The 17,921-nt window shown below is 68.2% G+C and carries 17 protein-coding genes; 13 read left to right on the top strand and 4 right to left on the bottom strand.

Translation table 11 applies throughout. The features are described from left to right. Positions 1-83 precede the first annotated feature (83 nt). On the top strand, positions 84-905 hold the full coding sequence (gene fdhD / locus P3H15_RS49900; RefSeq protein WP_276144121.1) for a formate dehydrogenase accessory sulfurtransferase FdhD: 822 nt from the start codon (positions 84-86) through the stop codon (positions 903-905). Between the two features lie 47 nt (positions 906-952). Here fdhD and P3H15_RS49895 read toward each other — a convergent pair whose 3' ends face one another. The 4 genes from P3H15_RS49895 to P3H15_RS49880 all read right to left on the bottom strand — a co-directional run bounded on the left by P3H15_RS49895 (position 953) and on the right by P3H15_RS49880 (position 3,824). After that, positions 953-2,188 carry a LuxR C-terminal-related transcriptional regulator gene (locus tag P3H15_RS49895; protein WP_276144123.1) on the bottom strand — a complete coding sequence of 412 codons (1,236 nt, stop codon included), beginning with the start codon at positions 2,186-2,188 and terminating at the stop codon, positions 953-955. Between the two features lie 101 nt (positions 2,189-2,289). Next, positions 2,290-2,781, bottom strand: coding sequence for a Clp protease N-terminal domain-containing protein (locus tag P3H15_RS49890; protein ID WP_276144120.1), 492 nt, complete (start codon positions 2,779-2,781; stop codon positions 2,290-2,292). After that, positions 2,778-2,993, bottom strand: a complete 216-nt coding sequence (locus tag P3H15_RS49885; RefSeq protein WP_276144122.1) for a hypothetical protein — start codon at positions 2,991-2,993, stop codon at positions 2,778-2,780. Before P3H15_RS49885 ends, P3H15_RS49890 begins: the two co-directional genes overlap by 4 nt. A gap of 60 nt (positions 2,994-3,053) precedes the next feature. Continuing rightward, positions 3,054-3,824, bottom strand: coding sequence for an IclR family transcriptional regulator (locus tag P3H15_RS49880; protein ID WP_072950995.1), 771 nt, complete (start codon positions 3,822-3,824; stop codon positions 3,054-3,056). Between the two features lie 224 nt (positions 3,825-4,048). Between P3H15_RS49880 and P3H15_RS49875 the strand changes: the two genes are divergently transcribed. The 12 genes from P3H15_RS49875 (at position 4,049) to P3H15_RS49820 (ending at position 17,735) form a co-directional block, all read left to right on the top strand. Then, a complete protein-coding gene (locus tag P3H15_RS49875) occupies positions 4,049-5,482 on the top strand; it encodes a cation:dicarboxylate symporter family transporter (RefSeq protein WP_276144119.1) in 1,434 nt (477 codons plus the stop codon). Then, positions 5,475-6,257 (top strand): MTAP family purine nucleoside phosphorylase, encoded by a 783-nt coding sequence (locus P3H15_RS49870; protein ID WP_072950998.1) that lies wholly within the window; start codon positions 5,475-5,477, stop codon positions 6,255-6,257. The genes P3H15_RS49875 and P3H15_RS49870 overlap by 8 nt, the downstream gene beginning before the upstream one ends. A gap of 4 nt (positions 6,258-6,261) precedes the next feature. Next, the gene (locus P3H15_RS49865; RefSeq protein WP_276144118.1) at positions 6,262-6,669 is read left to right on the top strand and encodes a gamma-glutamylcyclotransferase; all 408 of its coding nucleotides are present in this window, start codon (positions 6,262-6,264) and stop codon (positions 6,667-6,669) included. A gap of 26 nt (positions 6,670-6,695) precedes the next feature. After that, a complete protein-coding gene (locus P3H15_RS49860; RefSeq protein WP_276144117.1) occupies positions 6,696-7,517 on the top strand; it encodes a hydroxypyruvate isomerase family protein in 822 nt (273 codons plus the stop codon). 37 nt (positions 7,518-7,554) lie between these two features. Beyond that, positions 7,555-8,439, top strand: a complete 885-nt coding sequence (locus P3H15_RS49855) for a 2-hydroxy-3-oxopropionate reductase (RefSeq protein WP_276144116.1) — start codon at positions 7,555-7,557, stop codon at positions 8,437-8,439. A gap of 36 nt (positions 8,440-8,475) precedes the next feature. Then, positions 8,476-10,281 (top strand): glyoxylate carboligase, encoded by a 1,806-nt coding sequence (gene gcl / locus P3H15_RS49850; protein WP_276144115.1) that lies wholly within the window; start codon positions 8,476-8,478, stop codon positions 10,279-10,281. A gap of 8 nt (positions 10,282-10,289) precedes the next feature. Then, a complete protein-coding gene (locus P3H15_RS49845; RefSeq protein ID WP_276144114.1) occupies positions 10,290-11,441 on the top strand; it encodes a glycerate kinase in 1,152 nt (383 codons plus the stop codon). Further along, on the top strand, positions 11,438-12,493 hold the full coding sequence (alc, locus tag P3H15_RS49840; RefSeq protein ID WP_206013486.1) for an allantoicase: 1,056 nt from the start codon (positions 11,438-11,440) through the stop codon (positions 12,491-12,493). Before P3H15_RS49845 ends, alc begins: the two co-directional genes overlap by 4 nt. Positions 12,494-12,536: 43 nt before the next feature. After that, positions 12,537-13,934: an NAD-dependent malic enzyme gene (locus P3H15_RS49835; protein ID WP_276144113.1), complete on the top strand. Its 1,398-nt coding sequence runs from the start codon at positions 12,537-12,539 to the stop codon at positions 13,932-13,934. Beyond that, positions 13,927-15,270 carry an allantoinase AllB gene (allB, locus tag P3H15_RS49830; RefSeq protein WP_276144112.1) on the top strand — a complete coding sequence of 448 codons (1,344 nt, stop codon included), beginning with the start codon at positions 13,927-13,929 and terminating at the stop codon, positions 15,268-15,270. The genes P3H15_RS49835 and allB overlap by 8 nt, the downstream gene beginning before the upstream one ends. Positions 15,271-15,476: 206 nt before the next feature. After that, positions 15,477-16,997, top strand: coding sequence for an NCS1 family nucleobase:cation symporter-1 (locus P3H15_RS49825; protein WP_276144111.1), 1,521 nt, complete (start codon positions 15,477-15,479; stop codon positions 16,995-16,997). Positions 16,998-17,009: 12 nt separating this feature from the next. Next, the gene (locus tag P3H15_RS49820) at positions 17,010-17,735 is read left to right on the top strand and encodes an aspartate/glutamate racemase family protein (protein ID WP_206009349.1); all 726 of its coding nucleotides are present in this window, start codon (positions 17,010-17,012) and stop codon (positions 17,733-17,735) included. Positions 17,736-17,921 lie beyond the last annotated feature (186 nt).

The following is a 17,921-nucleotide window of genomic DNA, read 5'->3' as shown; positions in this document are numbered from 1 at the left end:
TCCCGCTCGATCACGTCGCGCGCAAGTCGAACACGCCGGTGTCGAAGGCGGTCACGATCCGCCTCGAGAAGCGGGGCTGACCGGTGGGGCGGGTGACGACCCGGACCCCGGTCACCCGGATCACCGACACCCGGCACTCGACCCGGCCGGACACCGTCGTGGTGGAGGAACCCCTCGAGATCCGGGTGAACGGGACACCGCTGGCGGTGACGATGCGGACCCCGGGCTCGGATGTCGAGTTGGCGCAGGGGTTTCTGCTGACCGAGGGCATCATCGCCGGGCGCGGTGATGTCGCGTCGATCCGGTACTGCAACAGCGTCGACGAGCACGGCCGCAACACGTACAACGTCCTCGACGTGGATCTGGCGCCGGGGGTGTTCCTCCCCGACATGGGGATCGAACGCAATTTCTACACCACCTCCTCGTGTGGGGTGTGTGGGAAGGCGTCGCTCGATGCGATCCGGCAGCGCACCCGGCATTCCCCGGCGGCGGACACGGTGCGGGTGGAGGCGGCGACGATCGCGGAGTTGCCGGATCGGTTGCGGGCGGCGCAGAAGGTGTTCGACACGACCGGGGGTCTGCATGCGGCGGGGTTGTTCACCCGGTCCGGGGAACTGCTCGCGGTCAGGGAGGACGTCGGCCGGCACAACGCGGTCGACAAGCTGATCGGGTGGGCCACCGAGCAGGACCGGGTGCCGCTGCGCGGGACGGTGCTGCTGGTGTCGGGTCGGGCGTCGTTCGAGTTGGCGCAGAAGGCGGTGATGGCCGGGATCCCGATCCTCGCGGCGGTGTCCGCGCCGTCGTCGCTGGCGATCGACCTCGCCCACGACACCGGCCTGACCCTGATCGGGTTCCTCCGCGGCACCACCATGAACCTCTACACCCACCCGGACCGCATCACCTGACGTGAGTGGCACCGCGTGCTCCCGCACACCGTGCCACTCACCTGGGGTCAGTGCCGGCCGGTGGTGTCGGCGCGGACGCCGGCCTCGAGGGCGATCGCGCCCGCCTCGCCCCGGGACGCCACCCCGAGTTTCTTCAGTACCCCGGCGACGTGGAACTTGACCGTGCTCTCGCTGATGCCGAGGCTGTCGGCGATCGCCTTGTTCCTCTTACCGGTGGCCAGGTGGCCGAGGACCTCGAGTTCGCGGGGGTTGAGGTCGCCGAGTTGCTGTTCGTCCGGTCGGGCCGCGGGGACGTCGAGGGGGATCGCGACCGCCACCCGGGACCCCCACCCGTCGACCGACTCGACGTCGATCCGGCCACCGAGCGTGTGCACCCGGCCGGAGAGTTGCCGCACCAGTGCGTCGGTGTCGAGCCCGCCCTCGGCGTCGTCGCGGACCTCGACCAGGAGGTTGGAGCCGTCGCAGTCCCAGGCGATGCGGATGCGCTCGAGGGTGGACTGGGTCGCGAACGCCAGGACGGCGCTGCGCACGACCGCCCGCGCGGCGCTGGCCACCTCACCGGGCAGCGCGCGACCGTCCACCGGCGGATCGACGTAGTCGACCCGCACGGGCCGGTGCTGGAGCAGCGGTCGCAGTTCGCCCTGCAACCGGGCGAACGCCGTGGTGACCGCTTCCTCCGCGAGGATGCGGTCGGACTCACCCGCCGACCGCAGAGTGATCAGCGCCGACGACGCCGTCTCGCTCGCCGTGATCCGCGACCGACGGTCGTCGAGGTCCTTGGACCGCAGTGTCGACAGGATGGATTCGAGTGTCGCGGCGTGCAGGTCCGTCAACTCCACGATGGTCCTGGCCCGCTCGCTCGACGCGGCCCGCGACTCCGCCAGGTACGCCGGGCTGGCCTGCGCGACCTGATGCCGGATCGACACGGCGACGACACCGAAGGCGCCCGCGACCAGGGGGACCTCCCGGATCTGCTGCCGCGGCTTCGGCAGAACGAGGAGGAGGGTTCCGGTCGCGTCCAGCAGTGCCCACACCCTCCGCTTCGAGCCGGCCACCACGGTCTGGTCGTCGAACGGCGTGCCTTCCGTCATGCGGGTGCGCAACGCGTCCAATTCGGCGATGGTGACCCGTTCGACCACCGCGGGGTCGCCGCTGACCTTGCGGGGACGCCCCGTGCATTCCCGGGTGAAGATCACCAGCGCGGTGTGCGGCCAGATGTCGGCGAGGAACTTGGAGAAGCGGACGGCGATGTCGGGCAGGGGACCGTCGATGACGTCCCGCATCGAACCGAGAACATCTGCCGGTGACACCGAAGTCGCGCTGGGAAGAACCACGTGTCGAGCCTATCCGCGCAGACGGCGAACACCGATCCTGGGCTGTCCGGTCATCGTGCCGGCTCCGACCGCGCGGCGTCGACGACTGCGGACCGGACGAGCCCCAGCGATTCCAGTGCCCGCGCCGCGGTGCCGTGGGTGATCGTGGCCACGGCCGCGACGATGTCGGCGCCGACGATCGGTCTGCGTTCCGACTTCGCGAGAGCCACCGCGTTGCGGAACGCGCCCTGGGCCGGTTCGGTCAGCCGCAGCGGACCGGTGCGGGGGCGGCTGAGCGCGCTGGTGGCAGCGCCCGTGTCGGTCATGCCTGCCGCCGCGAGGGCTTCGCCGTGCACGTGAATGATCGCCTCGCGCAGCGCGTCCCGGTTCGATCCGAGACGGTCGAACACCCGGCTCGTTGTTCCGTCCGGCAGCGCGAACGACGCGAGGAGCAGGTGCTCGAGGCCGGGCTCGCGGTCGCCGAGCCGGTCGGCTTCGGCCTCCGTTTCAGAGAACAGGGTCTTCATCGAGCGCATGTCACGCCAGGCCCGGGTGAATGTCATCGTGGTCCCCTCGTCTTCTTGTCGGCGGATCGCCCCGGGCCGAGGCGTTTGTGCGCCGCCTGACCAGAGACGCCGAGCGCCTGACCGATGTCCGCCCACGTCCAGCCGGCGGACAGTGCGTCGGCGACGGCGTCACGCTCGAGCTGATCGGCCTGCCGCCGCAGCGCGACGACGGCAGCGAACGCGGTGGCCGGGTTCGGATCGTCACCCACAGGCATCAACTTAAGTTGATGAGACGAACCTCGTCAACCTTTGTTGATGGAAGGGTGCGCCTAGAGAGCCGCGTTCTTGTCGAACTCGGTGCCGAGTTCCTTCGCGACGCGCTTGAGCAGCGGCACGATGTGGTCGGCCGACTCGAGGGTGACGCGGGCCGCGGGCCCGGAGACGGAGATGGCGGTAGGCGTCGGGGCGTTCGGCACCGGCACCGAGAAGCAGCGGACGCCGATCTCCTGCTCGCCCTCGTCGATGGCGAATCCGCGGTTCCTGCTCAGTTCCAGATCGGCGATCAGCAGGTCGGGGTCGGTCAGGGAGTTCTCGGTGTAGGTCGTCATGCCGGTGCGGCCGACCAGTGAGCGCACGGCGTCGTTCGACAATTGCATGAGGATGGCCTTGCCGACACCGGTGCAGTGCGGGTACACACGGCGGCCGACCTCGGTGAACATGCGCATCGCGTGTTCGGACGGCACCTGCGCGACGTAGACGGCCATGGTGCCGTCGAGGACGGCCATGTTCGCGGTCTCGCCGGTGCCTCGCACCAGTTCGGACAGGTGCGGTCGCGACCACGCGCCGATCAGTTGCGTGGCGCTCTCGCCGAGCCGAATGAGCTTGGGGCCGAGCGCGTACCGGCGGGTGGGCAGTTGCCGCACGTACCCGCGGTTCATCAGTGTGCGGATGAGCCGGTGGATCGTCGGGAGGGGGAGTCCGGCCAGTTCGGCGAGTTCGCTGACGCCGATGGACCCGCCGGCGCTCGCCATGATCTCGAGTATGTCGAATGCACGCTCGACCGACTGCACGCCGCCGGCCGCGTTCTGACCGTTCGTCATGTCTGGCTCCATCCTCTGACTGCCTCGGGGTGCCTCCCCGGGAGCCCCTTTCTTTCCGTCAGGCGGAAAGGGCGCTCCGTATGACGATAGCGCGGTTGTGGTGGATCGCGCCGATTCCTTCACTACATCGGTTGACAAAACACGGTGTGACGGCGTTCACTATATCGAGATACGAAATACAACTTCCATAATATGGAAAACACCAAGCCCCGAGGGAGGGCCCCGTGTCTGAAGTCGAAATCGCTGCAAAACCCAAGAAGCAGCGTTGGTACAGATCGCTGTTCGTCCAGGTCCTGATCGGAATTGCCCTGGGCATCACCACCGGCATCCTGTTCCCCGAGTTTTCGCATCACCTGGCCCCACTGGGCGAGGGCTTCATCAAGCTCATCAAGATGGTGGTCGCCCCACTGATCTTCCTGGTGATCGTCACCGGCATCGCGAAGGTCGGCAGCATGAAGGCGCTCGGCCAGATCGGCGCCAAAGCACTGCTCTGGTTCATGGGCGCGACCATCTGCGCGCTGGGGCTCGGCCTGCTGGTCGGCAACCTCGTGCAGCCCGGCAGTGGCCTGAACATCGACCCGTCCACGCTGGACACCTCCGCGCTGGACGAGAAGACGCAGGGCGGTCACATGCCCGGCGGCGTCGAGTTCGTCATGCACATCATCCCGACCAGCGTGTTCGACGCGTTCGCCACGAACAGCCTGCTCCAGGTGCTGCTGTTCTCGATCCTCTTCGGCGTCGCTCTCGCGTCCTACAGCGAGTCCGCCCCGCCGGTCCTGATGGACGTGATCGACCAGTCGCTGCACGTCATCTTCCGCATCGTCGGCTACATCATGTACCTGGCGCCGCTCGGCGCGTTCGGTGCGATGGCCTACACCGTCGGCAACTACGGTGCCGGTTCGCTCAAGTCCTTCGGGATCCTGGTGCTCGCGGCGTATGGCGCGGCCCTGTTCTTCATCGTCGTCCTCGCCACCGTGGTCAGGCTCCTGACCGGCGTCAATCCCTGGAAGTTCGTCAAATACTGCCGGGAAGAGTTCATGCTCGCGCTGGGTACGGGGTCGTCCGAGGCCGTCATGCCCCGCATCATCAAGAAGCTCGACAACGCGGGCTGCGACCGCGCCGTCGTCGGACTGGTGATTCCCACCGGCTACTCGTTCAACCTCGACGGTGCCGCCATCTACCTGTCACTCGCGATGATGTTCCTCGCGCAGGCGGTGGGCGTCGACCTCGGATTCGGGGAGCAGCTCGCCATCATGGGCATCCTCATCCTCAGCTCGAAGGGCATGGCAGGCGTGCCGGGCTCCGCGTTCGTCGCACTCTCGGCCACCGCCGCCGCGATCGGCGCCTTCCCCGTGGCCGCAGTCGCGCTGCTCCTGGGCGCCGACCGGTTGATGGACTCCATGCGGGTCTTCACCAACCTGTTCGGCAACTGCATGGCCACGTTCGTGGTCGCGAACTGGGAGGGCCTGCTCGACAAGGACAAGATGCGGGCGGTTCTCGACGGGACGATCACGCCCGACGACCCGGACGACGTCGTCGCCCACCCGCACCCCGGGCACGAACACCTCGCGACCACACCGGCCCAGCCGGTGATCGAGAAGCCCGAATCGCTGACCGTGAACAGGACCCCGGAAGGAACGGTGAACCACCATGCCTGACACCCAGCCCACTGTCGGGCTCCTCGGTACCTGGGGTTATCACGGTCTGCTCGACGACGCCGAGCAGGTCTCGGTCGACACCCCGTACGGTCCCACCTCCGACAACATCGTCCTGGGATCCTCCGGGGGCCGCCGGCTCGCCTACCTGACCCGCACCGGGCGGCACCGCAACATCCCGCCGCACCGGATCAACGCCCGCGCCAACATCTGGGCACTGCACAGCCTGGGCGTCCGGACCATCCTCGCTCCCACCCCCTCCGGCTCGCTGCGACCGGCGATCGGTGTCGGATCGGTCGTCGTCCCCGACCAGTTGGTCGACCGCACCGGCCGCACCGACGACACGTTCCACGACGACGACGTCCACATCTCCTTCGCGGACCCGTTCTGCGTCCGCGGGCGGCAGGCGGTGGTCTCGACGCTCCGCAGGAGCGGCTGGGTCGTCAACGACGGCGGCGTGATGGTCGCGATCCGCGGCCCCCGGTTCTCGACTCGCGCCGAATCCCGCTGGTACGCGGCCCAGGGCTGGGACCTGATCAGCATGACCCCGTATCCCGAAGCTGCACTGGCCCGGGAACTCGGCATGTCCTACACCTGCATCGCCCTGGTCACCGATCACGACGTCATCAGCGACACCCCGTGGCCGGTCACCCAGGACCTGGTGCGCGAAGGACTGGACGCCAACACCAAGCGACTCCGCGAAGCACTGCTTCAGGTCGCGATCGAACTGGCAGACAAGCCTGAAACGACGGCAACTGCCCACGGAAGAAGGAGCTGACAAGATGGCCGAATTGTTCTGCAACGGTGGAGCGATGCGTGGCGGAAACCTGCATCACAACGTGTCTGCGCACACGTTCCTCGGCACGGTACGGACCGCGCCGAACTACCGATTCTTCTCCGTACGCGACGAATTCCCTGCCCTTCTCCTGGCGGAGACCGGAGGCGCCTCGATCGAGGGCGAACTCTACGACGTTCCGATCGGCGACATCCGCACCGACTTCCTCCCCGAGGAGCCCGAGGAACTCGAGCTCACCGTGATCGAACTGTCCGACGGCCGTTCGGTTCTCGCGGTGGGGCTGCGACCGGGTCTGCTCGAGAGCAAGGCCGGTGAGCTCACCGAGATCACCGATCACGGCGGCTGGCGACGCTACCGCGGCCTGCCCGAGCCCGACAACACCACCGTCTCCTGAACACCCCGAAAGCGAAAGAACAGCCGATGGACACCATTGCCTACACCCTGAACTGCTCGATCCTGCTCACCGACGTGCCGCTCCTGCAGCGCCCGCAGGCCGCCCGGGACGCCGGATTCGACGCCGTCGAATTCTGGTGGCCGTTCGACACCGCCGTACCGAAGGACAGCGACGTCGACGCCTTCGTGGCCGCGATCGAGAGCGCCGGAGTGCAGCTCACCGGATTGAACTTCGCTGCGGGCAACATGCCGGCCGGGGATCGCGGACTGCTGTCCGACCTGGCGCAGGTGTCGGCGTTCCGCGACAACATCGACGTCACCGTCGGAATCGGAGAACGGCTGGGCACCAAAGCTTTCAACGCCCTGTATGGTAATCGTATCGACGGCACGGATCCGAAGATTCAGGACGACACGGCCACCGAGAACCTCGCCCAGGCGGGCAAGGCAGCAGATCGTATCGGTGCGGTCGTGCTCGTCGAACCGGTCAGTGGCACACCGGCGTACCCGCTGAAGACCGCGGCCGAGGCGATCGCCGTGATCGACCGGGTGAAGGCCGAGCACGGTGTCGATTCGCTCCGGCTCCTCGCGGACCTCTACCACCTCGAGGTCAACGGCGACGATGTCGGCGCCGCGATCGACACGTACGCCGACCGGATCGGGCACGTGCAGATCGCGGACGCGCCGGGACGCGGCGAACCCGGCACCGGAACCCTCGACATCGACGGCCACCTGAAGCGACTGGCCGGACACGGTTATCGCGGCTACGTCGGCCTCGAATACAAGGCGACGCGGCCGGACACGTTCGACTGGCTGCCCCGCGAGCAGCGCGCGACCCGTGCCGGCCGCTGACACCCACCACCATATTTCGACGGAATCGAGGAGACTCGTGAGCACAATCGCATTCATCGGACTCGGAATCATGGGCAGCCCCATGGCCGTTCATCTCACCAAGGCCGGCCACCAGGTGGTCGGATACAACCGCTCGCCCGAGCGCACCGCGGCACTCGTCGAGGCCGGAGGCACCGCGGCCGACTCCATCGCCAAGGCCGTCGCCGGTGCCGACGTCGTGGCCGTGATGGTCCCCGACTCGCCCGACGTCCAGGCCGTACTCGCCGGTGAGGACGGTGTGTTCGCGCACGCCCCGGCCGGCGCCCTGATCATCGACTTTTCCAGCATCCGGCCCGACGTCACCACCGCACTCGCCGCGCAGGCGGCCGAGCGTGGCTTCCGGCTGATCGACGCCCCGGTCTCGGGCGGTGAGGCAGGCGCGAAGAACGCGGCCCTGTCGATCATGGTCGGTGGCAAGGACGAGGACTTCGCCGTCGCGAAGCCGATCCTCGACGTCGTCGGGAAGACCGTCGTCCACGTGGGCCCGAACGGCTCCGGGCAGACGGTGAAGGCCGCGAACCAGCTGATCGTCGCCGGCAACATCCAACTCCTCGCCGAGGCGATCATCTTCCTCGAGGCCTACGGTGTCGACACCGCGGCCGCCGTGGAGGTGCTCGGTGGCGGGCTGGCCGGATCGGCCGTCCTCAACCAGAAGGCGCAGAAGATGCTGGACCGGTCGTTCGAACCCGGATTCCGCATCGACCTGCACCACAAGGACCTCGGCATCGTGACCAGCGCCGCCCGTGAGGCCGGTGTCGTGACACCGCTCGGCGCCGTCGTCGCCCAGCTGATGGCCTCCGCCCGTGCGAACGGTGATGGCGGCCTGGACCATTCGGGACTGCTGCGTGGAGTGGAGCGGCTGTCCGGCCGCCCCTCCCAGTGACCCGTTTCAACTCGTAATCCTCGATGGAGAAGTGATATGCCTCGTATGCGCGCCGCTGACGCAGCGGTCAAGATTCTGGAACTCGAAGGCGCCACCCAGGCGTTCGGCCTCCCCGGTGCGGCGATCAACCCGTTCTACTCGGCTATGCGTGACCACGGCGGGATCAAGCACGTCCTCGCCCGCCACGTCGAGGGTGCCTCGCACATGGCCGAGGGATTCACCCGGGCCAAGGCCGGGAACATCGGGGTCTGCATCGGCACCTCCGGGCCCGCAGGCACCGACATGATCACCGGCCTGTACTCGGCGATGGCGGACTCGATCCCGATCCTCGCGATCACCGGGCAGGCTCCGGTCGCGCGCCTGCACAAGGAAGACTTCCAGGCCGTCGACATCGCGTCGATTGCAGGTCCGGTCACGAAGATGGCGATGACGGTGCTCGAGCCGGCGCAGGTTCCGGGAGCGTTCGCGCAGGCATTTCACCTCATGCGGTCCGGTAGGCCGGGACCGGTGCTCATCGACCTGCCGATCGACGTGCAGTTGGCGGAGATCGACTTCGATCCCGACACGTACCAGCCGCTGCCCGTGTACAAGCCGGCCGCGTCCCGTGCGCAGGCGGAGAAGGCACTCGACATGCTGGGTGCCGCCGAGCGCCCGCTGATCGTCGCGGGCGGCGGCATCATCAACGCCGACGCCGCGGACCTGCTCGTGGAACTGGCCGAACTGCTGGACGTTCCGGTGGTGCCGACGCTGATGGGCTGGGGCACGATCCCGGACGATCACCGTCTCGCCGCCGGCATGGTCGGACTGCAGACCGCGCACCGGTACGGCAACGCCACCATGCTGGCGTCCGACTTCGTCCTCGGCATCGGCAACCGCTGGGCCAACCGGCACACGGGCGGCCTCGACACCTACCGCAAGGGACGCAAGTTCGTTCACGTCGACATCGAGCCCACCCAGATCGGTCGCGTGTTCGCACCCGACTACGGGATCGTCTCCGACGCCAAGGCGGCGCTGGAACTGTTCGTCGCCGTCGCGAAGGAGCGCAAGGCCGCCGGAACGCTGGCGGACCGCAGCACCTGGGTGGAGGACTGCGCCACCCGGAAGCGGACCATGCAACGCAAGACTCACTTCGACGACGTGCCCGTCAAACCGCAACGGGTGTACGAGGAGATGAACCGCGTCTTCGGCCGCGACACGAGGTACGTCAGCACGATCGGTCTCTCGCAGATCGCCGGCGGCCAGTTCCTGCACGTGTACAAGGCCCGCAACTGGATCAACTGCGGGCAGGCGGGCCCGCTCGGCTGGACCATCCCGGCGGCACTGGGAACGGTCGCGGCCGAACCGGACACGTCGGTGGTGGCGCTGTCGGGCGACTACGACTTCCAGTTCATGATCGAAGAACTGGCGGTGGGCGCGCAGTTCAACCTGCCGTACATCCACGTGGTGGTGAACAACTCCTACCTGGGGCTGATCCGTCAGGCCCAGCGCGCGTTCGACATGGACTTCTGCGTGCAACTGGGCTTCGACAACATCAACACCCAGGAGCGGAGCGAGCACGAGACGCTGCCCGCGGTGCCGAAGGGGTACGGCGTCGACCACGTCAAGGTCGCCGAGGGGCTGGGCTGCAAGGCGCTGCGGGTCACCGAGCCCGGCGAGATCGCCGGCGCCCTCGAAAAGGCCCGTGAACTCGCCCGCGAGCACAAGGTCCCGGTGGTGGTCGAGGTCTTCCTCGAGCGCGTCACCAACATCGCGATGGGCACCGAACTCGACAACGTCGCGGAGTTCGAGGATCTGGCGGAGAGCTGGGAGCACGCCCCCACGGCCCTCATGCTGCTGGACTAGGGGACACCGTGACGCGTGTACTGGTCGCACCCGACAAGTTCAAGGGGTCCCTCACCGCGGCGGAGGTCGCGGAGGCTCTCGCCGACGGGCTCGTCGCCGGTGCACCGTCCTGGGTGATCGATCGCGTTCCGGTGGCGGACGGCGGCGACGGCACGGTCGCGGCCGCCGTTGCCGCGGGATGGACCCAGGTGCCGGTCGACACGACGGGACCGACGGGGCTGCCCGTGACCTCGTCGTACGCGGTGCGTGGTTCGACCGCGGTGGTGGAGCTGGCGTCGGCGGTGGGCCTGGTCCTGCTCCCCGGCGGTGCTCCGGACCCACTGGGTGCCAGTACATTCGGACTCGGCACCGTCGTCAGGCACGCACTGGAGGGGGGAGCCCGCGAGATCATCGTCGGTCTCGGGGGCAGCGCGTCAACCGACGGCGGTGCCGGCTTGGTGCAGGCTCTCGGCGTGCGTGTTCTCGACGCCGAGGGCAGGGACATCGCACCGGGCGGGGCGGCACTGCGCCACGCCGCCCGGGTCGACCTCACCGGCCTGCACCCGGCGGCGCGGGCGGCGCACTTCCGGCTCGCCTGCGACGTCGACAACCCGCTCCTCGGCCCGATCGGCGCCACCGCCGTGTACGCGGGCCAGAAAGGCGCAGCGGCCGGACAACTCGTCGTTCTGGAGGACGCGATGACCCGGTGGGCGCAGGTCGTGCGCGCCGCGACGGGCCGCGACGACAGCCGGGCCGCGGGGGCGGGCGCCGCAGGCGGGGCGGCGTTCGGCGCGATCTCGGTTCTCGGTGCAAACCTCCGGCCCGGCATCGACACCGTCCTCGGCCTCGTCGACTTCCGCGGGCGACTCGCCGCCGCCGACCTCGTCATCACCGGCGAGGGGTCGCTGGACGAGCAGAGCCTGCACGGCAAGGCCCCGATCGGCGTCGCGACCGAGGCGCGGAGGGCGGGAATCCCTGTCCTCGCCGTATGCGGCCGAAACCAGCTCAGCGACACACAATTACACGGCTCCGGCATCTCTGCGGCCTACGCGCTCGCGGACCTGGAACCGGACCTTCACCGATCGATCGGACATGCCGCGGAACTCCTGCGCCGGATCGGCCGCACGATCGCCGCATCGTCCGACGAACTCGCAACACTCAGCACACGAGGAGAATCATGACTTCCGATTTCACCGCCCTGCCCGACCTCGCCTCGCGAGCCCTCGGCGGGAGCGTCTCCGCCGCCAACGACGAACTGTTCGCACAGCGGGAGAACCTCATCAAGGCGGAGGCCCCATTCTTCGACCCCGCGGACTTCGGGCACAAGGGCAAGGTCTACGACGGCTGGGAGACCCGCCGCCGCCGCGACGACGGCCACGACTACGCGATCGTCCGCCTCGGTTCCGCCGGCATCATCCACGGCGTCGTCGTGGACACCGCGCACTTCAAGGGAAACTATCCGCCCTTCGTCTCCATCGAGGCGGCGTCGATCGAGGGCTATCCGTCCATCGAGGACGTCATGAAGGCGGACTGGCAGACCATCGTCGAGAAGTCCCCGGCCGAGGGACACAAGGAGAACACGTACGCGGTCGCCGACCGGCACCGGTGGACGCACGTGCGGCTGTCGATCTACCCCGACGGCGGCGTCGCGCGTCTGCGTGTACACGGTGAGGTCGTGCCCGACCCCCGGTTCCTGGACGGGACCGTGGACCTGCTGGCTGCGGAGAACGGTGGCCGCCTCGTCGGCTGCTCCGACGCGTTCTACGCGTCGCCCGCGAACATCATCCTTCCCGGCCGGGCCCGGAACATGGGGGAGGGCTGGGAGAATTCCCGGCGTCGCGGGGGCGGCAACGACTTCGCCGTGTTCTCGCTCGCGGCGGCCGGTCGCCCCCGGCACGTCGAGATCGACACCAGCTACTACGTCGGGAACGCGCCGGGCTGGGTGCGGCTGAGCACCGCCGACGCGCGCACCGCCGACATCGCGGACGAGGGTGCGTGGACGGAACTGCTGCCACGCACCGCCGTGCAGCCCGACACCCGGCACCGGTTCGTTCTGGACGCCGCCGCCGCGGCCACCCACCTGCGACTCGACGTCTACCCCGACGGTGGCCTGTCCCGGCTGCGGCTGTTCGGCGATCTCGACGAGACGGCACTGGCGGAGACGCGACGCACCTGGTGGGACGCGCTTCCGCAGACCCATCAGGCGCTCGTCGCCGACCAGGCGCCCCGCTGACCGAGCGCACTTCCTACTCCTTCGACGAACCCGAGGAACACCCATGCCCAACCCCAGTCCCGGCTATTCCATCACCGTTCGCGTCACGGCCCCGGTCGGCGCAGGCACCACGTCGACCCTCGCAGGGGCGGTGGCCTCCGTGAAGGGCGCCATGACCGCGCTGGACGTGGTCGAGAGCCACCCCGACCACATGGTCATCGACGTGACCTGCGACGCGTCCGACGTCGAGCACGCCGAGCAGATCGCGTCCGCGATCGCGGACGTGCCCGGCGTCGTGGTGGGCAAGGTCAGCGACCGCACGTTCCTGCTCCACCTCGGCGGGAAACTCGAAGTGGTGCCGAAGGTTCCGCTCAAGCACCGCGACGACCTGTCCCGCGCGTACACCCCCGGTGTCGCCCGGGTCTGCACCGCGATCGCCGAGAACCCCGAGGACGTACGCCGGCTGACGATCAAGCGCAACACCGTGGCGGTCGTCTCCGACGGTTCGGCGGTGCTGGGGCTGGGCAACATCGGTGCCGCCGCGTCGATTCCGGTGATGGAGGGCAAGGCGGCCCTGTTCAAGCAGTTCGCGGACGTCGACGCGTGGCCGGTGTGCCTGGACACCCAGGACACGGACGCGATCGTCGAGATCGTCCGGGCGCTCGCCCCGGTGTACGGCGGAATCAACCTGGAGGACATCTCCGCCCCGCGCTGCTTCGAGATCGAGGCCCGGCTCCGCGACATGCTGGACATCCCGGTGTTCCACGACGACCAGCACGGCACGGCCATCGTCGTCCTCGCCGCACTCACCAATGCGCTGCGGGTGGTCGAGAAGAGCCTCGACACGGTGAAGATCGTGGTCTCCGGTGTCGGCGCCGCCGGGCACGCGATCATCCGCCTGCTGGTCGCGCAGGGGGCGACGAACATCGTGGCGTGCGGTCGGAACGGAATCCTCTCGCCCGACGACACGTCCGACTCGTTCCGCTCCTGGATCGCGAACAACACCAATCCCGAGGCCCGGTCCGGGTCGCTGCAGGACGCCCTCGCCGGTGCCGACGTGTTCATCGGTGTGTCGGCACCGGACATCCTGACGGGCAGCGACATCGAGACGATGGCGGAGCGATCGGTCGTCTTCGCGCTCGCCAACCCGGTGCCCGAGGTCGATCCTGTCGCGGCGGGCAAGCATGCCGCCGTCGTCGCGACCGGCCGGTCCGACTTCCCGAACCAGATCAACAACGTGCTCGCGTTCCCGGGCGTGTTCCGGGGTCTGCTCGACGCCCACGCCGTCGAGATCACCGACGACATGCTCATCGCCGCCGCCCGGGCGATCTCCGATTCGGTGTCGCCGTCGGAGCTCAACCCCACCTACATCGTGCCGAGCGTGTTCGACGCGGCTGTCGCCCCGGCCGTGGCGGCAGCGGTGCGCGGTGTCGCCGGCGCAGGTCGTGACGACGATGTCTGATCCGCTCGATCTGCTGTTCCGTGCCCCGCGGGTGATCACCGCGGCCGGGGAGGTCGCGCGCAGTGTGGGCGTGCGCGACGGCCGGATCGTCGTCATCGAACCGTACGGGGCCGAACTCGACGCCGAGGTCGTCGTCGAACTGGGCGACGACGAGGTGCTGATTCCCGGTCTCGTCGACACCCACGTGCACGTCAACGAGCCGGGCCGCACCGAATGGGAGGGTTTCGCGAGCGCGACCCGCGCCGCGGCCGCAGGCGGGGTGACCACGATCGTCGACATGCCGCTCAACAGCATCCCGCCGACCGTCGACGCCGCGGCCCTGGACGTCAAACGGCGGGTCGCGTCCGATCAGGCGTACGTCGACGTCGGGTTCTGGGGAGGCGCCGTGCCGGGCAACGTCCCGGACCTGCGTGCCCTGCACGACGCGGGCGTGTTCGGGTTCAAGTGCTTCCTCCTGCACTCCGGTGTCGACGAGTTCCCGCCGTTGGATCCGGCGGAGCTCGAACTGGCGCTGAAGGAGATCGCGAGTTTCGGCGCGATGATGATCGTGCACGCGGAGGACGCACACGCGATCGACCGCGCGACGTCACCGGGCGGCGAGAACTATGCCGACTTCCTCGACTCGCGGCCGCGGGGGGCCGAGAATCTCGCCATCGCGGAGGTCATCGAGCTGGCCCGGTGGACGGGGTGCCGGGTGCACATCCTGCACCTGTCGAGCTCCGACGCGCTGCCGATGATCGCGTCGGCCCGCAAGGACGGCGTGAAGCTCACGGTGGAGACGTGCCCGCACTACCTGTCGTTCGTCTCCGAGGAAATTCCTTCGGGAGCAACGCAATTCAAGTGCTGTCCGCCGATCCGTGAAGCCGGGAACCGGGAACTGCTGTGGCAGGGCCTCGCCGACGGTGTGATCGACTGCGTCGTCACCGACCACTCCCCGTGCACGGTGGACCTCAAGCGATTCGACATCGGCGACTTCGGGGTCGCGTGGGGCGGCATCGCCTCGCTGCAGGTGTCGCTGTCCGCGGTGTGGTCGGAGGCCAAGCGTCGCGGGCACACCCTGAACGACGTGGTCCGGTGGATGGCGGAAAACCCCGCCGAGCAGGTCGGGCTGAACACGAAAGGGCACATCGCGCTCGGGTACGCGGCGGATTTCGCGGTGTTCGCGCCGGAGGAGGCCTTCGTCGTCGACGTGGCCGCCCTGCAGCACAAGAATCCCGTGTCCGCGTACGACCGGCGTGCTCTCGCCGGCGTCGTGCGCAGCACCTGGCTGGCCGGAAAACGGATCGACCTCGACGAGGCGCCCCGCGGACGGCTGCTCAGCCGCGGACTGGCCTGACCCCGCCGCGACCCCGCCCGCTGCTGCACTGGAACGAAATATCCAGTGCGGCAGCGGGTTTGTCGTGTTCTGGGCAGTGCGCCACCAAGATATATCCTGCGGAAATCATTGACCGGCCACTGTTGCCTGGCTCACACTTGGAGGGACCAATGGAACAAGCTTTCCGTGATACGGAAGTTAGTTCGCCGCCACGCAAGGACAGGCACATGCTCATAGACGACACAGTCTCGCGGCACACCACCACCGTCGACCACACTGCCGCCGCCGGCCGTCACACGACGAGTCCGAAACTCTACAACGCGGACCTGGCACCGACGAAGGCCGCAGGCCGTCGCTGGGGTTCCTACAGCATCTTCACGCTGTGGACCAACGACGTCCACAACATCGCCAACTACTCGTTCGCCATCGGCCTGTTCGCGCTCGGACTCGGCGGCGGCCACATGATCCTGTCGCTCATGATCGGCGCGGTCATCGTCTGCGTCGCCATGACCTACGCCGGATTCATGGGGCAGAAGACGGGCGTGCCCTTTCCCGTGATGAGCCGGATCAGCTTCGGCATCCGCGGCGCCCAGATCCCCGCGGTCGTCCGCGCGATCATCGCGATCGTCTGGTTCGGAATCCAGACCTACCTCGCGTCGATCGTCTTCCGGATCTTCCTCGTCGCCGTGACGCCGTCCCTCGGCCGCTTCGACCAGAACTCGATCCTCGGGCTGTCCAGCCTCGGATGGATCTGCTTCATCGGGATCTGGGCGATCCAGATCGTCGTCCTCGTCTACGGGATGGAGGCCGTGCGCAAATTCGAGAGCCTGGCCGGCCCGCTGATCCTGGTCACCGTCGGCTCGCTGGCACTGTGGATGCTGTTCCGCACCGACTTCTCCGTCGCCTGGGCGTCCGACAAGCCCGCGTCGGGTGGGGAGATGTGGCGGCAGGTCTTCGCGGGCGCGGCGCTGTGGATGTCGATCTACGGCACCCTGATCCTCAACTTCTGCGACTTCTCCCGGCGCTCCCCGTCGAAGACCGCCGTCGTGCGCGGTAACTTCTGGGGCCTGTTCGTCAACGTCTTCGCGTTCGCCGTCATCGCGTTCATCCTGTGCGGCGCCCAGTTCCAGATCGACGGGACGATCATCGACAGCCCCACCGACATCGTCGCGGCGATCCCGAACACCCTGTTCCTGTCGCTGGCCTGCCTCGCGCTCGTCATCGTCACGATGGCCGTCAACGTCATGGCGAACTTCGTCGCACCGTCGTACGTCCTGTCAAACCTCGCCCCCGAGAAGATCAGCTTCCGCAAGGCCGGCATCATCAGCGCCTGCATCGGCGTGGTCCTGCTGCCCTGGAACCTCTACGACAGCCCGGTGGTGATCAACTACTTCCTCGGTGGCCTCGGCGCCGTCCTCGGACCCCTGTTCGGCATCATCTTCGTCGACTACTGGTTCATCCGCCGCACCAAGGTCGACGTGCCCGCCCTCTACTCGGACAGCCCGACCGGAACCTACTACTACCGCAAGGGATTCAATCTGCGAGCGGTGTACGCCCTCGTACCCGCCGCCGTGGTCAGCACCCTGTTCGCGATCGTCCCCGCCTTCCATCTCGTCGCCCCCTTCTCGTGGTTCATCGGAGCAGGTCTCGCGGCAGCCATCTACGCCGTCGTCGGCGACCGCACCCGGCACTACGTGGACGTGTCCGGCGAGTCGATCGCCGTGGACAGCGGCCACGGCGACCACTGACAGGAGATTTCGATGCGTATTCTCGTCGTCAACGTCAACACCACCACGTCCATCACCGACGCCATCGCCAAGCAGGCCGAGGCCGCGGCAGCACCCGGAACCGAGATCGTCGGGCTCACACCGGAGATCGGTGCCGAATCCGTCGAAGGCAACTTCGAGAGCTACCTCGCCGCGATCGCGGTGATGGACCGGGTGCGGTCGTACCCGGAACCCTACGACGCGGTGATCCAGGCCGGATACGGCGAACACGGCCGGGAGGGTCTGCAGGAACTGCTCGACGTCCCCGTCGTTGACATCACCGAGGCCTCCGCGAGCATCGCGATGATGCTGGGGCACAAGTACTCCGTGGTCACCACCCTCGACCGCACCGTGCCGCTCATCGAAGACCGGCTCCGGCTCGCGGGTCTCGACACCAAGTGCGCGAGCGTGCGCGCCAGCGGTCTGCCCGTCCTCGCACTGGAAACCGACCCCGAACGCACGATCGAGGCGATCGTCGACGAGGCCGAAGCGGCTGTGCGCGAAGACAAGGCCGAGGTGATCTGCCTCGGCTGCGGCGGCATGGCCGGACTCGACGACCGAATCCGTGAACGCACCGGCGTTCCCGTGGTCGACGGAGTCAGTGCCGCTGTGAAGTTGGCGGAATCTCTTGTAGGGTTGGGACTCTCGACCTCGAAGGTGCGCACGTACGCACCCCCGCGTCCCAAGCGGATCACGGGATGGCCGCTCGCGAAGCCCTAGTCATTCACACCGCCCTCACCCCGGGCGGACACACAGGCGCCCGACCCCGCGCCCGCAACGATGGAGTATCCCTTGCTCGAACAGACCACCACCTCCGCCGACCGCCCCCGCGCGGGCTCCCGCGTCATCCATGAGGGTGTTGCGTCGTATCTGCCGGATATCGATCCGGATGAGACCACGGAGTGG

This window comes from Rhodococcus sp. T2V, assembly GCF_029269925.1.
Taxonomy (GTDB): Bacteria; Actinomycetota; Actinomycetes; order Mycobacteriales; family Mycobacteriaceae; genus Rhodococcus_F; species Rhodococcus_F koreensis.
This window is presented reverse-complemented; position numbering and strand designations above follow the sequence as displayed.